This window comes from Acidiphilium sp. PM, assembly GCF_000219295.1.
GTDB lineage: Bacteria > Pseudomonadota > Alphaproteobacteria > Acetobacterales > Acetobacteraceae > Acidiphilium > Acidiphilium multivorum.
The window spans coordinates 25,341-41,581 of record NZ_AFPR01000514.1; the positions used below are offsets into that span (position 1 = coordinate 25,341).

15 protein-coding genes and 1 tRNA gene are annotated in these 16,241 nt (G+C 65.1%); 11 read left to right on the plus strand and 5 right to left on the minus strand.

Annotation, left to right across the window (positions count from 1 at the left end; genetic code table 11):
- Positions 1-97 precede the first annotated feature (97 nt).
- From APM_RS16770 to hpf, 8 genes are all read left to right on the plus strand, one after another.
- On the plus strand, positions 98-298 hold the full coding sequence (locus tag APM_RS16770; protein ID WP_007424585.1) for a Flp family type IVb pilin: 201 nt from the start codon (positions 98-100) through the stop codon (positions 296-298).
- Positions 299-462: 164 nt separating this feature from the next.
- Positions 463-1,290 carry a Flp pilus assembly protein CpaB gene (gene cpaB / locus APM_RS16775; RefSeq protein ID WP_007424586.1) on the plus strand — a complete coding sequence of 276 codons (828 nt, stop codon included), beginning with the start codon at positions 463-465 and terminating at the stop codon, positions 1,288-1,290.
- The gene (locus APM_RS16780; protein ID WP_012039756.1) at positions 1,287-2,489 is read left to right on the plus strand and encodes a pilus biosynthesis protein CpaE; all 1,203 of its coding nucleotides are present in this window, start codon (positions 1,287-1,289) and stop codon (positions 2,487-2,489) included. The genes cpaB and APM_RS16780 overlap by 4 nt, the downstream gene beginning before the upstream one ends.
- Complete coding sequence (locus APM_RS16785; protein WP_007424588.1) at positions 2,486-3,823, plus strand: CpaF family protein; 1,338 nt, start codon at positions 2,486-2,488, stop codon at positions 3,821-3,823. The genes APM_RS16780 and APM_RS16785 overlap by 4 nt, the downstream gene beginning before the upstream one ends.
- The gene (locus APM_RS16790) at positions 3,820-4,779 is read left to right on the plus strand and encodes a type II secretion system F family protein (RefSeq protein WP_007424589.1); all 960 of its coding nucleotides are present in this window, start codon (positions 3,820-3,822) and stop codon (positions 4,777-4,779) included. Before APM_RS16785 ends, APM_RS16790 begins: the two co-directional genes overlap by 4 nt.
- Position 4,780: 1 nt before the next feature.
- Positions 4,781-5,704 carry a type II secretion system F family protein gene (locus tag APM_RS16795; RefSeq protein ID WP_007424590.1) on the plus strand — a complete coding sequence of 308 codons (924 nt, stop codon included), beginning with the start codon at positions 4,781-4,783 and terminating at the stop codon, positions 5,702-5,704.
- 123 nt (positions 5,705-5,827) lie between these two features.
- Positions 5,828-7,300: an RNA polymerase factor sigma-54 gene (gene rpoN, locus APM_RS16800; protein WP_007424591.1), complete on the plus strand. Its 1,473-nt coding sequence runs from the start codon at positions 5,828-5,830 to the stop codon at positions 7,298-7,300.
- Positions 7,301-7,431: 131 nt separating this feature from the next.
- Complete coding sequence (gene hpf, locus APM_RS16805; protein ID WP_007424592.1) at positions 7,432-8,031, plus strand: ribosome hibernation-promoting factor, HPF/YfiA family; 600 nt, start codon at positions 7,432-7,434, stop codon at positions 8,029-8,031.
- A gap of 24 nt (positions 8,032-8,055) precedes the next feature.
- On the opposite strand, the gene APM_RS16810 is transcribed toward hpf, so the two are convergent.
- Complete coding sequence (locus APM_RS16810; RefSeq protein WP_007424593.1) at positions 8,056-10,440, minus strand: 1-deoxy-D-xylulose-5-phosphate synthase N-terminal domain-containing protein; 2,385 nt, start codon at positions 10,438-10,440, stop codon at positions 8,056-8,058.
- Positions 10,441-10,821: 381 nt separating this feature from the next.
- Positions 10,822-10,895 (minus strand) — tRNA-Gln (locus APM_RS16815).
- Between the two features lie 144 nt (positions 10,896-11,039).
- On the opposite strand from APM_RS16815, the gene APM_RS16820 reads away from it, so the two are divergent.
- Both APM_RS16820 and APM_RS16825 read left to right on the plus strand, forming a co-directional pair.
- Complete coding sequence (locus APM_RS16820; RefSeq protein ID WP_007424594.1) at positions 11,040-12,134, plus strand: Ppx/GppA phosphatase family protein; 1,095 nt, start codon at positions 11,040-11,042, stop codon at positions 12,132-12,134.
- Entirely contained in the window at positions 12,131-12,808 is a 678-nt protein-coding gene (locus APM_RS16825; RefSeq protein ID WP_007424595.1) for an RlmE family RNA methyltransferase, read from the plus strand. Before APM_RS16820 ends, APM_RS16825 begins: the two co-directional genes overlap by 4 nt.
- Here the strand turns inward: APM_RS16825 and APM_RS16830 are convergent.
- The 3 genes from APM_RS16830 to APM_RS16840 all read right to left on the minus strand — a co-directional run bounded on the left by APM_RS16830 (position 12,787) and on the right by APM_RS16840 (position 15,319).
- Complete coding sequence (locus tag APM_RS16830; RefSeq protein WP_007424596.1) at positions 12,787-13,956, minus strand: CCA tRNA nucleotidyltransferase; 1,170 nt, start codon at positions 13,954-13,956, stop codon at positions 12,787-12,789. The genes APM_RS16825 and APM_RS16830 overlap by 22 nt on opposite strands.
- A 93-nt stretch (positions 13,957-14,049) precedes the next feature.
- Positions 14,050-14,643 (minus strand): CoA pyrophosphatase, encoded by a 594-nt coding sequence (locus APM_RS16835; RefSeq protein WP_007424597.1) that lies wholly within the window; start codon positions 14,641-14,643, stop codon positions 14,050-14,052.
- Positions 14,644-14,647: 4 nt separating this feature from the next.
- Complete coding sequence (locus tag APM_RS16840) at positions 14,648-15,319, minus strand: DUF1285 domain-containing protein (protein ID WP_013640488.1); 672 nt, start codon at positions 15,317-15,319, stop codon at positions 14,648-14,650.
- A gap of 83 nt (positions 15,320-15,402) precedes the next feature.
- On the opposite strand from APM_RS16840, the gene APM_RS16845 reads away from it, so the two are divergent.
- The coding region (locus tag APM_RS16845) for a MoxR family ATPase (RefSeq protein WP_039889088.1) at positions 15,403-16,241 on the plus strand (839 nt) is incomplete at its 3' end.

Genomic DNA, 16,241 nt, shown 5'->3' on the forward strand with positions numbered 1-16,241 from the left:
TGCGCTGACGCCGCGGGCCGTCTGCCAGCAAAATTCTGGCGCCGTCATCATCATCGCCGCGCAGGCAGTTGCCATGCGGCGGACAGGAGACCTGACAATGCTTGACTATGCAAAGACCTGGCTCGCGCTGCGCGGCCTGACATTCGCGAAGGACAATCGCGGCGTGACCGCGCTGGAATATGGCCTGATTGCCGCGCTGATGGCGGTTGTCATCATTGCGGCGTTTACCACTCTCTCCGGTGGTTTGAGCAATGCCATTAACGGAATAGCTAACACCTTGAACCACCCCCCGACTTAATTAAACAGTTTGGTTTCACTTATTTTCTGACCCTGACGCCAAAAGATAGTTGGCGTCGGGGGCCCTGTTCAGTGTGACGCCGTCATGCGTGCGTGTCGTGATCTTCTCCCGCCACCAGCCGGCGCGGCCTATGCGTGCAGGCGCTTCTTCCGAGATGTGTCGTAATGCTGCTGCGTATTGCCCTGTTCATTCTCCTCGCGTTGGGACTTGCCGGGTTCGGAACCGTCGCGTGGCTCGACATGCATCCGTCGCATCCTCATGCAAAGGCGCCGAAAATGGTGGCGTTGCTCGCGACCGGGCGGCCGCTGGCGCCGGGCACGTTGCTGCAGCCCGCGGATTTCGTCGCTGAAAACCGTCCGCCGTCGAAAGTGCCGGCGGACGCCGTGCCCGACACGCCGGCGAACCGGGCGGCCTACACGGGAGCCATGGTCCGTCACCGGCTCAGCGCGGGAGACTTGCTGGCAACCGACATTGTCATCCGGCCCGGTGATCACGGCTTTCTCGCGGCGGTGCTGCAACCCGGCATGCGCGCCGTATCTGTCGGTGTCGATGCGATCACGGGGGCGGCCGGTCTGATCTGGCCGGGCGATCATGTCGACCTGCTTCTGACCCAGCACCTGACCGGCGCCAATCTCCTGCCCACCCAGCGCGTTGCGGCGGAGACCGTGTTGTCCGATGTCCGCGTGATCGCGATTGATCAGCGATTGGTGCAGGGGGCGAGCGGTACCCATCCGGCCGCCAAGAACACTGCCCGGACCGTAACCCTTGAAGTGACGCCCGAACAGGCCGAGCGGGTCGAGGTCGCGGCACATCTCGGGCCTCTTTCGCTGATTGTCCGCCCGAGCGAGGCCGCGCGCGGTCCAACTCCGAAGCCGCCGCCCGTGTTCAGCGGTCAGGTTTCCCCTGCTCTTGCCGCCCTGAATGTGCCCGGCCAGATGGGAATCACCGTGTTTCAGGGTGACAAAGGCACGACAGAGTATCATCCTCAATGAACGAACTGGCGCTTCCTGGCCCGGCAGAGCCCACCTCGCGGCACCATAGCGAACGGGGCGGCGGACGACCGGCCTTCATGGGCTTCGTGCGGGACGATGCCAGCCTGCAGGTCATCCGCTCGGCACTGGCTTCGGCTTTTCCGACCGGCGTGCCGTTGCAGCGCGTATCCTTCGCCGAGACGCTGGACTATCTCGCCCGCGTCGACACCCCACGAACGGTTCTGATCGACATTTCCGGTGAAGAGCAGCCGATGAGCGCCGTGCATCGGCTCGAGCCGGTGATCGATCCGGGAACCAGGGTGCTGATCATCGGCGAGGAACGGAGTATCGGCTTCTACCGCAGCCTTACGCGCACGCTCGGGGTCAGCGAATATCTCTCCAAGCCGCTCGACGCGGCGCTGGTCAGCCGGGAATTGGCGCCCTGGGCGGTTGGCGAGGTTCCCGCCTTCGAGACGTCCCGCGGCGGATCGATGGTGGCGGTATGCGGTGCTGCGGGCGGGGTTGGCGCCACCACCATCGCAACCGGCCTCGCTTGGCTCATCGGCGGCGAAATCCGGCGTCACACAATCCTGCTCGATGCGGATTTGCAGCGCGGCAGTGCGGCGCTTGCATCCAATGCCCCACCCAGCACGGGCCTGCGCAACGCACTGGACACTCCTGACCGCATTGACCCATTGCTGATCGAGCGCGCGGCGCAGCCCTCGATCGGCCGGCTTCATGTCCTGGGCGCGGAGGAACCGCTCACCGAACCCTGGGAATATCATCCCGGTGGCGGGCGCGCGCTGCTCAATGCCCTGCGCCAGCGCTACAATCTCGTGGTTGCCGACATACCGGCCCGCCCGACGGGCTTTGCTGCCGAACTGCTCGCCCTTGCGCATATGCGGGTGATCGTGACGACCGGGGCCCCCCGAAGTCTCGGCAACGCCGCCCGGTGGCTGGCTCTTCCCCCGGGCCAGATGCAGACGTCAGCGCCGATCGTGGTTCTCAATCGCTACCAGCGCAAGCGCTGCCCCCCGATCAGCACAATCGCTTCGACCCTCGGCACCGAAATCGCCGTCGTTGTGCCAGAACTTCGGACCATCGTTGCGAAGGGCAGCGACTTGGGCGAACCTCCCGTCGCGCGCAAGGGGCCATTTCGAAAGGTGCTCCTCGATCTTGCCGGCCGGCTCGGCGTCGGCACCGCGGCGCTGGCAACATGATGGACGCCCTGCCCGTGTTCGGCCGACGTGCCGTCGAACCTTCCGCCCCGGTCCAGCAGACGATCCGGTTACGGCTGGAAGACGTCGAGATGATCCGCGCGCTCTGCCTGTCGAATATCGACGCTTCGTCGATCGCCGGGTTGACCCATGCGCGGCTGTTGCAGCGCGTCGAGGGCATGGTCGCTGAACTCGCCACCGAGCACAGGATCCAGCTGAACCGGAACGAGCAGAACCAGATTGCCGCCGAGCTTGTGGACGACATGCTTGGCCTGGGACCGCTCGAGCCGCTGCTGGAGGACGAAACGATCACCGACATCATGGTGAACGGTCCGGAACGGGTTTTCGTGGAGCGGCGCGGCCGGCTTGAGCAGCTTGCGGTGCGCTTCCGTGACTCCGCCCATCTCGCGAACATCTGCCAGCGGATCGCCGCCTCTGTCGGCCGGCGCGTCGACGAATCGAGCCCGATGGTCGATGCCCGGCTCAAGGACGGCTCGCGCGTGAATATCGTGCTGCCTCCGCTTTCGATCGACGGCCCCTGCCTGTCGATCCGCAAATTCGCCAAAAAGCCGATCAATTTCGGCAAGCTGATCGAGTATGGCTCGCTCACGCCGCCCGTTGCCCGGCTGCTGGAAATTGCATCCCGTTGCCGGCTCAACGTCATCATTTCCGGGGGCACCGGCTCGGGCAAGACCACGATGATGAACGCGATGAGCAGCTTCATCGATCCGACCGAGCGGGTTGTCACCGTCGAGGATGCCGCGGAACTGCAACTCCAGCAGCCGCACGTGGTCCGGCTTGAGACCCGCCCGATGAATCTCGAGGGCAAGGGAGAGATTACCCAGCGCGATCTCGTTCGCAACGCGCTGCGCATGCGGCCCGACCGGATCATCATCGGGGAGGTGCGTGGCCCCGAGGCATTCGACATGCTGCAGGCGATGAACACCGGCCATGACGGATCGATGTCGACGATCCACGCCAACAACACGCGGGATGCGCTGGCCCGCATCGAAAACATGGTGCAGATGGCCAGCATGGGTCTTTCGCCGCGTGCGATCCGGATGCAGGTCGTCTCGGCCGTCAACCTGATCGTCCAGGTCGAGCGCCAGCGCGACGGCGGCCGGCGCCTCGTGCAACTCACCGAGATCGCCGGAATCGAAGGGGAAACGCCTCTTCTCAACGACATCTTCAAGTTCGAAGTGCTGGGCGAAGATGCGACGGGCCGGATCATCGGTCGCTATGCGATTTCCCATACGCGGGCGAGCTTCCACGAACGACTCAATTATTTCGGCCTGCTTCGTGCCTGGAAGGCCGCACTGGAAGAGGCAGCGGCATGACCGGCCTCCTCTCGCTCATCCTGCCGCTTTCCGCAGTCATGGCGAGCGCACTCGTGCTGCTCGGATTGAATTTCGTGCGGGCCGACCGGATGCAAAAGGCGCTCGACGCGAGGCTGGCGCGGGTTTCCGGACGACGGCTGGTCGTCAGTTCCCAGGATGCGGCTGCTGCGAGCGATCCCCTGGCGCGATTTCGCCGGCCGCTCAATTCCGCCCTGTTGCTTCTGGGGGTCGATCTGGTGCGGGCTCCGGACTACCCGATGCCCTGGTGGGCGATTGTCATTGCCGCTGCGGTGATATCCCGCGGCATTGCCTATCTCGTCGGTGCCCTCATCCCCGGGCTCGGCTGGATCGTCTGGCCGCCGCTGTTTCTTCTTGCTTCACGTCTCGCCTTTGGCGCCGTTCATGCGCGGCGGGCGACTGCGTTGCTGAACCAGTTCCCCGATGCGCTGGCGACGATCGTGCGCTGTGTTCGCGTTGGCATTCCGGTGCAGGAGGCCCTGCGCGTGGTCTCGCAAGACATGCCAGCGCCGACCAGCAGGGAATTCGGCCGGATTGCGGACCAGGTGGCGATCGGCACGCCGCTCGAACTGGCGCTTCGTCAGATGGCGGACCGGGCGCATCTTGCGGAATATGGCTTTTTTGCCACGGCAATCAGCCTGCAGGCCCGGTATGGCGGTGGCCTCGCGCAGACGCTGGAGGGCCTGGCCGAAGTCATCCGCAAGCGGGTGGCGATGAAGGCACGCGGCTATGCCCTGGCGTCGGAAGCGCGGACCAGCGCTCTCATCCTCGGCATCATTCCGCTCGTTGCCGCCCTCGCCATCGAGGTTATCCAGCCGGCTTATCTCCGCGTCCTGTTCGTGACCCATGGCGGCAATATCGTGCTGGCGGCCGCGGTGGGGCTCCTCGCTGGCGGAGCGCTGGTCATGCGTGAAATCATCCGTCGCAGTCTGAACTGACATGAGAGCCGCCATCCTCTGGGTTCCCGCCCTGTTCCTGCTGGTATCCGTCACGGCGGTGCTGATGCTTCGGCTCGTTATCGTCGAGGAGAAGCTCCAGCGGCGGATCGATCGTGCGGCAGGCACGGCGTCCGGGGCGGCGGAAAAGGGGGGTGAACCTGCTCAGCCCATCCATGTGCGGATCGTCATGGGTCTCGGTCTCGCGGTGGCGCGCAGCGGCCTGCTCAGTCCCCGCACCCTCGAGGAATTGCGGCATACACTGCGCATGGCCGGTATTCGCGACAAGGGAGCGCTTGCCCTGTTCGTCGGCACCAAGCTTCTTTCATTGACCGGCTTGTCTGTCCTGTCCCTGCTCATGTCCCGGTTCTTGCACATGACCGCGGGCCATGCCGTGATAGCTGCCGTGGTGGGAGCCATCGGGGGGCTGCTGTTGCCCGACATTATCATCCAGCAGCGGCGCAAGCGCTTCATCCAGAAGGTCGAGGGGGGGCTCGCCGATGCGCTCGACCTGATGGTGATCTGCGCCGATGCTGGCTTGAGTCTCGAATCGGCGCTGGTTCGCGTTGCCGGTGAATTGCAGTTGACCCATCCGGCTGTGGCGCAGGAGTTCACTCTGACGGCCCAGGAAATGCGGATCGGCGGCAATATTCGTGATTCGCTGAACGCCCTGGGTGTTCGGACGGGTCTCGACAGTCTGAAACGTCTGGCGTCGACTCTGATCCAGACCCTGCAATACGGCACGCCACTGACTCAGGCCCTGCGCACCCTGTCATCGGAATTGCGGCAGGAACAGCTGACCCGGTTCGAGGAGCGCGCGGCACGCCTGCCCGTACTGCTGACGCTGCCGATGATCATCTTCATCCTGCCCTGCGTGTTCCTGGTGGTGGGCGGACCCGCGGTGCTCAAATTGCTGGCGTCTTTCTGATCCAAAAAGGCCTGTCGCGTTTTTGTTGCGCGCCGCTACAGTGGCAACAATTCTTGATGCAAAAAGCGCACCATGCGCGTTCTGCCCGTTCCGCATTGCTGATTGCTTTGGTATGATCCATGCATGGCAATAGGACCTCGTCTCGATCTGCGACATACTCAGTCGCTGGTGATGACGCCTCAGCTGCGGCAGGCGATCCAGTTGCTGCAGTTCACGAATGCCGAGGTCAGCCAGTTCATCGAGGATGAACTTCTCAAGAACCCGCTGCTCGAACGGGTGGAGCCCGAAGCCGACGCGGCGCTGCCCGTGCCGAGGAACGACGCTGCTTCCACCGAGAAGCCGACGGGCGATATTGGCGCGGAACATGTGGTCGATCCGGATCCCTCCGGCGCGAGCACGCCGCTCGATGTCGATTTTTCGAATGTCTATGACGCTGGCGGCGTGGGTGATGGAACCGGTTCCGGCCTTTCGCCGGAGCGGGATGACTGGATCGGCCAGATTGCCGACCGGCCGCCGGGGTTGCGGGAAAGCCTCGATCAGCAGGCGAGGCTCGCCTTTGCCGACCCGGTGCGCCGCAGGATTGCGTTCGCACTCATCATGGCGCTCGACCCTGCCGGACGCCTGGCCGACCCGCCCGAGCAGATCGCCGAACGTCTTGCAGTCGCCCCCGACATGCTGGAGGCGGTGCGTCAGACAATGATGCGTTTCGACCCGACCGGCATGTTTGCCCGCGATCTGGCCGAATGTCTCGCGGTTCAGCTCGACGAGCGCAATCGGCTGGACCCTGCCATGCGCGCGCTGCTTGCCAATCTCGAACTTCTTGCCAGACGCGATCTTCGGTCACTGATGGAGATCTGCGGCGTCGATGCCGAAGATCTGCGCGACATGATTGCCGAAATCCGCCGCCTCAACCCCAAGCCGGGGGCGACCTTCGATGTCACCCCCATGACGCCGTTGATCCCTGATGTCCTGATGCGCCCGGGGCCGGATGGCGACTATTTTCTCGAACTGAACCCCGAAACCATGCCCCGCGTGCTCATCCGCCGAGGGTTCCACGCCCAAATCGTCGCTCGTGCGTCCCGCGAGACGCGGCAATTTCTTTCCGAACGCGTGCAAAGCGCGAACTGGCTGGTACGTGCCCTCGAGTCCCGCGCGGAGACGATCCTGCGCGTCGCCGGCGAGATTGTGCGACACCAGGACGCCTTCTTTCGCCATGGGATCGGGTTTCTCCGGCCATTGACCCTGCGCGAAATTGCCGCCGCTCTCGAGATACATGAAAGTACGGTTAGCCGTGTCACGTCGAACAAGGTGATCGCCACACCGCGCGGCATTTTCGAGATGAAATTTTTCTTCACGACCGCGCTTGCGGGCGCGAATGGCGAAAGCCACAGCGCCGAGGCGGTGCGCCATCGCATCTCGACGCTGATCGAGGGTGAGGCGGCGAACCGAATCCTCTCCGACGATGCGCTTGCCAGATTGTTACAAAAGGAAGGCATAGACATAGCCCGCCGAACTGTGGCCAAATACAGGGAAGCGTTGCGCATTCCCGGCTCGGCGCAACGCAAGCGCGAAAAAGGGCTTCTGGCAGGAGGCTGAAGCGCGTCGCGCGAGGGCCGGCGTCATAAAGACTTGTCGATTATTGAGACGTATCCGTGCCGACGTAAACGCCCGCTTCACCTGGCGGCCCTACAATGCTCGGGTAAGGCTCTAACAAAAAGGATCTCGCTATGCAGATCACGGTCTCCGGCAAACAGGTTGACCTCTCAGACGCGCTGCGCGTCCATGTTGCGAACCAGCTCGACACCATCACCAACAAGTATTTCGATCACGCGCTCGAAGCGAATGTCACCTTCAGTCGTGCCAGAAGCTTCTTCACGTGTGACATCAACGTCCATGCCGGGCGAGGCCTGACCCTGCGCGGGGAAGGCGAGGCGGCCGATGCTCATGCTGCGTTCGACGATGCCGCCGAGCACATTGCCAAGCGGCTCCGGCGCTATCGGCGCCGGGTGAACGACCATGCCCGCGAGAGCGCCACACGTGATCGCCCGGAAACCGCGCGCCAATACGTCCTCCAAGAGGTTTCCGAACAAGCCGAGGTTCCGAAAGGCAACGGGTCGGGTGAGCCGGATGCCGGGCCTTACGCGGCGGTCGTCGCGGAAACGCCGGCTGAAATCGCTTTTCTTTCGGTCAGCGAGGCGGTGATGCGGATGGACCTCGCGGACCAGCCGGTGCTGATGTTCCGCAACTCCGCCAATCGGGCGTTGAACGTTGTCTACCGTCGCAGTGACGGCAATATCGGCTGGATCGACAGTTCCGCGGCGAGTTGAACCTGATTTGCGTGCCTGCGCGGATCAGCCCAACAGGGCCGCCGCGCAGGCATTGAGGATCGAGTCCGCGTCGATGCCATAAATCCTGTAAAGGTCAGGGATGTCGCCCGATTGGCCGAACCGGTCGACCCCCAGTGTCTGCACCCGCTGGCCGCGCACGCCGCCGATCCAGGCGTGCGTTCCAGGGTGTCCGTCCAGCACCGTCACGAGAGAGGCATCCGCCGCAAGCGGGGCGAGCAAGCGTTCGATATGCGAGGTGGCGTCGGCCCTGCCGCTTTGCCGGGCCTGCTGCGCCACCCGCCAGTCGGCGAACAGGCGGTCCGGGCTGGTCAGGGCGAGAAGACCGGCACCGGGCACATCCTCCAGCAGCGCGGCATGGGCGGCCTCCGCCTCCGGCGCCACCGCTCCCTGGTAGACAATCGCGATCCGCGTCCCCGGTTCGGGTGGACAGACCCAGTGGCCGCCGGCGATTACGTCCGCTGGCTCGATCCGCCGGTCCGGCTGGCAGATCGCACGGGTCGAAAGGCGGAACCAGATCGACGACCCCTCCGGCCGCTGCATCCAGTCGAAGCCGTAGCGCATCAGGAGAAGAAGCTCGTCGCAATAGGCCGGTTCGAATGCAGCGATGCCGTCCTGCACCATGCCGAGCAACGGCGTGTTGTTCGACTGGTGCTGCCCGCCCTCCGGGGCGATGCTGATGCCTGACGGGGTTGCAACCAGCATGAACCGCGCATCCTGATAGCAACCATAAACCAGGGCATCATGACCGCGATTGACAAAGGGGTCGTACACGGTGCCGACCGGCAGAATGCGCGCGCCATAAAGTGGCGCCGCAAGCCCGGCCGCGGCCAGTAATAGGAATAAATTCTGCTCAGCGATGCCGAGCTCGATATGCTGACCTTCGGGGCTCATGCCCCAGCGCTGCGCCGAGGCGAGTTTCGAGTCGCGGAAGACATCGTTGCGGGTGTGCCGATCAAAGATGCCCCGACGATTGACCCATGGGCCGAGGCTGGTGGTAACGGTCACATCCGGGCTCATGGTGACGACGTGCCGTGCCAGTTCGGCCGCCTCACCGGCGCCACGGCCGATTTCGGACAGGATTTCACCGAAGCCGCCCTGCGTCGATAGCCGCCGTCCGGCGAAGGGCGTGTGCGGCAGGGTGGCCGGCACATGTATTCGCGGCGCCTCAAGCATGCGCCCTGCCGGTGTCAATGGCGTCGCGTAGGGTACGCCGGCGATGAACCGGGCCACTCCGTCAGGATCGTCGAGCCCCTCGAAAGGGTCCCATTCATGACCTTCGCGGATCCGCATCTGGCGGCGGAATGCCTCCATCTGCTCCGCGTTCATCAGTCCCGAATGATTGTCCTTGTGCCCCGCGAAAGGCAGGTTGGCCCCCTTGGTCGTATAGGTCAGAAAACAGGTGGGCTGGTCCGACTGAGCCGCTTTCCCGAACACCTCGACAAGTGTGGGCAGGTCGTGACCGGCAAGATTGGTCATCAGCGACGCCAGGGCCTGGTCGCTCATCGGGTCGATGATCGCGCGAACCCCCCGCGAGCGCCCGAGGTCCGTGACCAGCGCCTGCCGCCATGCCGCTCCTCCCTGGAAGGTGAGGGCGGAGTAGAGGCTGTTAGGGCAATCGTCGATCCACGCACGCAGCGCCGCCCCGCCCGGCTGGCGAAAGGCGGCCTCGAGGGCCTTGCCATATTTCAGGCTGACGACGTTCCAGCCCATATCGCGGAACAGGCCTTCGAAGCGGCCGAACAGCCGGTCGGGCATCACCGAGTCGAGGCTCTGGCGATTATAATCCACCACCCACCAGACATCGCGGATATCGTGTTTCCAGCCCTCGAGCAGCGCCTCGTAGATGTTGCCTTCGTCCAGCTCGGCGTCGCCCGCGACCGCAATGTGGCGTGACGCAATCCGGTTCTGTCCGACCATGCCATGCGCCCGCAGGTAATCCTGAACCAGGGCCGCAAATGACGTGATGGCGACGCCAAGTCCGACCGAACCAGTCGAAAAGTCGATTTCGGACCCGTCCTTGCTGCGTGACGGATAGGCCTGGGCCCCGCCGAGGCTGCGCAGCCTGGCCATCTTCTCGACCGTCTGCCGACCGAACATGTAGTTGATCGCGTGCAAAACCGGCCCTGCATGTGGCTTTACCGCGACACGGTCCTGCGGCCGCAGCACATGGAAATAGAGCGCGGTCATGATGGTGACGGCGGACGCGCAGGAAGCCTGATGACCGCCGACTTTCAGTCCGTCGCGATTGGGCCGGATATTGTTTGCATGGTGGATCATCCAGGCTGAAAGCCAGAGCAGCTTGCGTTCAATCTGACGCAGGGCCGCATAGTCGGCGATGCCCGCAATGTTGCTGCCCGACCGTTCGCCGGGAGCGAGCAACTCATTCATGCCTGAATCCCGTCCTGTCCGTTTCCTTGATCCGTATAACCAAAAATCAGGCGCGCTTCATGCGCTTCATGCGCTTTGTGGCCGGCGTGACCTCAATCACGTTTCGTTTTCGTGTAAATCGGCTAACAGAAAACCACACAAGGTGGTATTCACGACAAAAGCAGACTCGAAGAGGTTCCCGCCTCCCTGATTTGATCGACCCATAATCGGCAAGGCGTGCCGACAGAACAAAGCGCCGCGCTTTCCACGCATCCGCGGATCGCCGGAATTACCCGGCGCCCATGTCCGCGGATGCGATCAACTTCGAAATCCAGAAAGGTGAATGGAAAATAATTTTATGACCAAACGCCACCGGTCGCAACCGTGATCTGCCTGATTGTGTGGCTGGGGGACCTGGATTCGAACCAAGGCTGCCCGGGTCAGAGCCGGGAGTTCTACCGCTAAACTATCCCCCATGCAGATCGTCAGCGATGTCTGATCGGGCCTTTAGCACCCTCGGCGATATGAGGCAATCACCGACTGGCCGCGTTGTCGGTCCCCGAGGTGCGTGCAAATCTGTCTTGCTCTCAGCCCATGGGTCTGCCCATTATATCAATGTCATGGCAACCAACGTCGCCGTTCCGCGCTTGTCCGACTCAACGCCCGCCGGTCCAGAACGGCGCGGTGAAGGGCGTGGCGCGCCCGATCGCCGGGCGCGGCCGCCGGCTTTCGCGGCGATTGATCTCGGCACCAATAACTGCCGGATGCTCATCGGCGTGCCGAGCGGCGGCGGTTTCCACGTTCTGGACAGTTTCAGCCGGGTCGTTCGTCTGGGCGAGGGCTTGTATCGCACCGGCATGCTCTCGGATGCGGCGATGGACCGCGCTATCGAGGCCCTCTCCATCTGTGCGGACCGGCAGCGCCGCTGGCAGGTGAGCGCCACCAGGGCGATCGCCACCGAGGCGTGTCGTCAGGCCGAGAATGGCCATGCCTTCATCGCCCGGGCGCGTACCGAAACCGGCCTGCCGATCGAGACGATCTCTCCGCGTGAAGAAATCTGCCTTGCCATGGAGAGCTGCGCCTCGCTCATCACCCAGGCGGAACGGAGGGCTCTCCTGTTCGATATCGGCGGCGGATCCACCGAGATCGCATGGGTCCGCGTGCCCGCCGCGCATGGTGGGTCCGACCGCGTAACGCCTCAATTGATCGGGTACCACACAATTCCCGTCGGAGTCGTCACGCTCTCGGAGCGCTGCGCTGGCTGGTGCGAGACGGAAGCCGGATTCGCCGGCGTGGTGGACGAAGTCAAGGCGCTGCTCCGCCCGTTCGAGGAAACCCACCGCATCAGCCAGGAAATCCGCATGGGCGGTGTCCGTCTGGTCGGCACCAGCGGCACCGTGACCACTATCGCGGGAATTGCCCTCAATCTCGACCGATATCGCCGTGGCGCGATCGACGGCACGGTGCTGCCGCACGATGTCGTCGCCGCCGGTCTCGAGTCGATCCGCGCAATGGGCCGGGCCCGCCTGACCGAGCATCCCTGCATCGGCGCCGACCGGGTGGATTTCGTCCTTCCCGGTTGCGCGATCTTCGCGGCGATCGAGGAGATGTGGCCGGCCGCCGATCTCGCTGTGGCCGACCGCGGCCTGCGCGAGGGGATGCTGATGCGCCTCATCCGCAACGCGCGTTCACGTCCGCGCCGCTGCCAGGCATGACCGAGGAAACCATCGGCTCGCGCCGCCGCGCCGCCGTGCGGCTCAAGGCCGCGCGCAAGCACAAGCCCTCGTCGCAGAAATGGCTGCTCCGCCAGTTGAACGACCCTTATGTCGCCGCGGCGAAGGAGCGGGGGTTCCGTTCCCGAGCGGCGTTCAAGCTCATCGAGCTCGACGAGAAATTCGGACTGATCGGCAAGGGGGCGCGGGTGGTGGATCTCGGTGCCGCTCCCGGCGGCTGGACGCAGGTCGCACTTGAGCGCGGCGCGTCACGCGTCGTCGGCATCGACCTGCTGGACATCGACCCGATCGCGGGGGCAACCCTGATCAAGGGTGATTTCCAGGACGAATCGATGGAGACGGCGCTTGCCGAGATACTGGGCGGACCTGCCGATGTCGTGATGTCCGACATGGCGCCCAACACCACCGGCCATACCGCGACCGACCATCTCAGGATCATGGGCCTCGCCGAACTCGCGCTCGATTTCGCCTTCAAGCATCTCGCGCCTGGCGGTGCCTTCGTGACCAAGCTGTTTCAGGGTGGGGCGCAGGGCGACATGCTGAACCTGCTCAAGCGCCGCTTCGCCCAGGTGCGCCATGCGAAGCCCGAGGCGAGCCGCAAGGATAGCCGCGAGCTTTACCTCGTCGCCACCGGTTACCGCCCCGACGCATCCTGAGACGCGAGATGCCGCCGCAGTTCCGCGCGGCACGCATCCCCGTCCGGCAGACAATCGTGCGCCATCCACCATCTGCGCACCGCGGCGAGCGCGGCGCCGATCGCGGGCCCTGGGGCAACACCGATGGCTACCGCATCCCGTCCCTTGAGCGGAAAGACCGGACGCTCCATCGTCGCAAGGCGTGCCCGCAGCGCCGAGCGATCGGCATCGTCCGCCGCCAGCCAGCTTCGATCGATCAGCGTTTCCGCCGGCCAGTCGGCCAACGCGTGGCGTAGCACGGCCTCGCCCGCATCAGCGGCGAGGTCCGGTGCCGTGGCAATCGCCTCCAGCCGCGCGCGTTCGGCTTCGGCGAGCCTGAGGCGGCGGGCCAACGGCCGCACCGCCCCACCGATCAGCGCCGCGACCCTGAGCAACGGATCGGCCGGTGCGCCGCGTGTCTGGAGCCGTTGGAGCGCCATGATCCCGGCCGCTTCCGGCAGAACGACTTGCAGCACGCCTGTCTCCGCCATCAGGTTGAGCGCCGCCAGCGGGTCGGGCGCTGCGAGGATGCGCTTGATTTCCTGCCACACCCGTTCCGCCGAGAGCCGGGCAAGTCCGCCCTTCAACGCCCGGATCGCCGCGACCGCCGCCTGGTCCGGAGGACCCGCCTCGTATCTCGCGTGGAAGCGGAAGAACCGCAAGATTCTGAGAAAATCTTCCTGTATCCGTGTCGTTGGGTCGCCCACGAAGCGAACGATGCCGGCGGCGAGATCGTCCCGCCCGCCGAAATAGTCGTGGATCGTGCCGTCCCGCGCCATCGACATGGCGTTGATGGTGAAATCGCGCCGTGCCGCATCCTCCCGCCAGTCATCGGTGAAGGCGACGACGGCGTGGCGGCCGTCCGTCTCGAGATCCCGCCGCAGGGTGGTGATCTCGAAATGCCGTCCGTCGAGAACCGCGGTGATTGTGCCGTGATCGAGACCGGTGGGCACCGCGCGGATACCGGCTTTCGCAAGCCGCGTCGCGACCGCCTCCGGTGGTAGCGGGCTCGCGAGATCGATGTCGCTGATCGGCCGTCCGGCGAGCCGGTCGCGCACCGCGCCGCCAACCACCCGCGCCTCGGGCAAGACGGTCCACAGCCGTTCGAGCTGCGGATCGTCGGCGATCATGGGATTCGGTTCCTGCTCCACGCGCTCTGTCCGCTTGACCATGCGCGCATCTCTACTCGATCGGATGGCGCGTTTGCAGGGCGAGTCGTCCGCTCAGGCGCTGGCCGCTTCGGCGGCGGCGGCGCTGACACCTTCGCGCAGTGTGAGGGCGAGCTGATAGAGAATCCACGCTGTCGCGCCCCAGATCACATGGTCCGGGTGCGGCCAGACGGGGAACTCCCGCGTGCCGCCGTGCCAGGTGCCCTTGCGCCACTCCGGCAGGGCCGGATCGAGGAGATGTTCAAGACGGAGCGGGAACACCGCCACCACCTCGTCCGGCGCCATGCGAAACTCCGGTGTGCCGTGGATCAGCGCGGTGACCGGGGTAATGTGAAATCCGGTGCCGGTTCCGAAATCGTCGAGTCGGCCCAGTAGCTCGACGGCGCCGGGATCGAGGCCGATCTCCTCCTCGGCTTCGCGCAGCGCCGCCGCTTCCGGCGATGCGTCGGACGGATCGACAGTGCCGCCCGGCAGTGCCACCTGTCCCGCATGATGGACGAGATGCGCGGAGCGCCGGGTCAGCCAGACGCCGCGCGCCGGCTCGATTCCGACCAGCACCGCAGCGGCGCGTGCCGTTCCCGGCCCCGCGCTCCGCCGCGCCTTGCGCTCGCGCAGCAGGCGGCGCAGCGTGGTCTCGTCGATCGTCACCGGATCACTCGACCGGATGGGCGATCTCGCCCAGCGAGAAGAACGCACTCTGGCTCCAGACCCCCAGCACCCGCTTGCCGAACTGCACCCCCGGCTCCGCCAGCGCGACGAGTTCGTAGTAGACCGAGCGGCTGACCCGCGCCTCGATCGGGAAGGGACCCTGGCCGGCACGCACGACCACATACGGTGTTGGCTCGCAGGTCAGCAGGTCGTGCGCCACGCGCAGCGGATGGTCCGGTCCGATCGCGATCGTCTCGTCGACATTGGTCCGAAGATAGAGAACCTGGTCGCGCCCCTGGCCATGCCAGTCGAGCTCGACAGCGACGAACGGCGCATCCTCCACCTCGATCCGGCCGCGCTCCACCGGTGTTTCGAGAAGGAAGGCGCCTGTCGGGTCCCGCTTCAGCACGCTGGCGAACAGGCAGACCATGGATTTGCGCCCGATCGGGCTACCGCGATAGAGCCAGGTTCCGTCACGCCTGATCAGGAACGGCAGATCGCCGCAATCCACCGGCGTGCGGGTTCTGGCCGGAGCCGTGACCCCGTCGCATCCGGGCGGACGCAAGGGCACGATGCCGCCGCCGGTTATCGCATTCACGTCGCTGGCAGGACTTCGCAGGGCCGCGGAGGCCGCTTTCGAAGATATTCCCGCCACGTGTCGAGGATCGTCCACCACTAGCCCCTATCCAACATCCTCATATGCAATACATTGGATATAGGCAGCGCGCCGTTCCGGGAAAACCACGCAGGCGATCACAAATGACGGGAATGTTGCAGAACGATGGGCGGGTTGTAAGTTCGACACACCCGGGTGACATCCTTGCCGCTTTCGCCGCCGCCGCGGCGCGGCTCGGTGATGCGCGGGAGCAGGTGCGCCGCGTCATCATCGGGCAGGACGTCGTGATCGACCAGTGTCTCGCCGCCATTCTCGCCGGCGGCCATGCGCTCATCGTCGGTGTGCCGGGGCTTGGCAAGACCCGTCTTGTCGAAGCGCTTGCCGCCGCTCTCGGCCTGTCCACGCGGCGGATCCAGTGCACGCCGGATCTGATGCCAGGCGATATCCTGGGCAGCGAAGTGCTCGAAACGGGTGCTGACGGCGCCCGTGCCTTCCGCTTCATCGAAGGGCCGGTGTTTACCGAGCTGCTGATGGCGGATGAAATCAACCGCGCCAGCCCGCGCACCCAGTCGGCCCTGCTACAGGCGATGGCGGAGCGCCGGGTCGCAGTGGCCGGGCTCAACCGCCAGCTGCCCGATCCGTTTCACGTGCTCGCCACCCAGAACCCGCTGGAACAGGAAGGCACCTACCCGCTGCCCGAGGCCCAGCTCGACCGGTTTCTGTTCGAGATCCGCATTGAATATCCCTCGGTGGCGGATGAGCGGCGCATGCTGCTGGCGACGACCGGGCTCGATCAGACGGAGGTTGAACCGGTGCTCGACCCTGAAGGACTGCGCGCGGCCCAGCATGTGGTCCGCGCCATGCCGGTGGGGGCGAAGGTGGTTGATGCCATCCTGGCGCTGGTGCGGGGCGCGCGCCCGGAAACGGCGGGTGATCCGAAGATCGCCGCTGCGCTTGCCTGGGGGGCCGGCCCTCGCGCGGC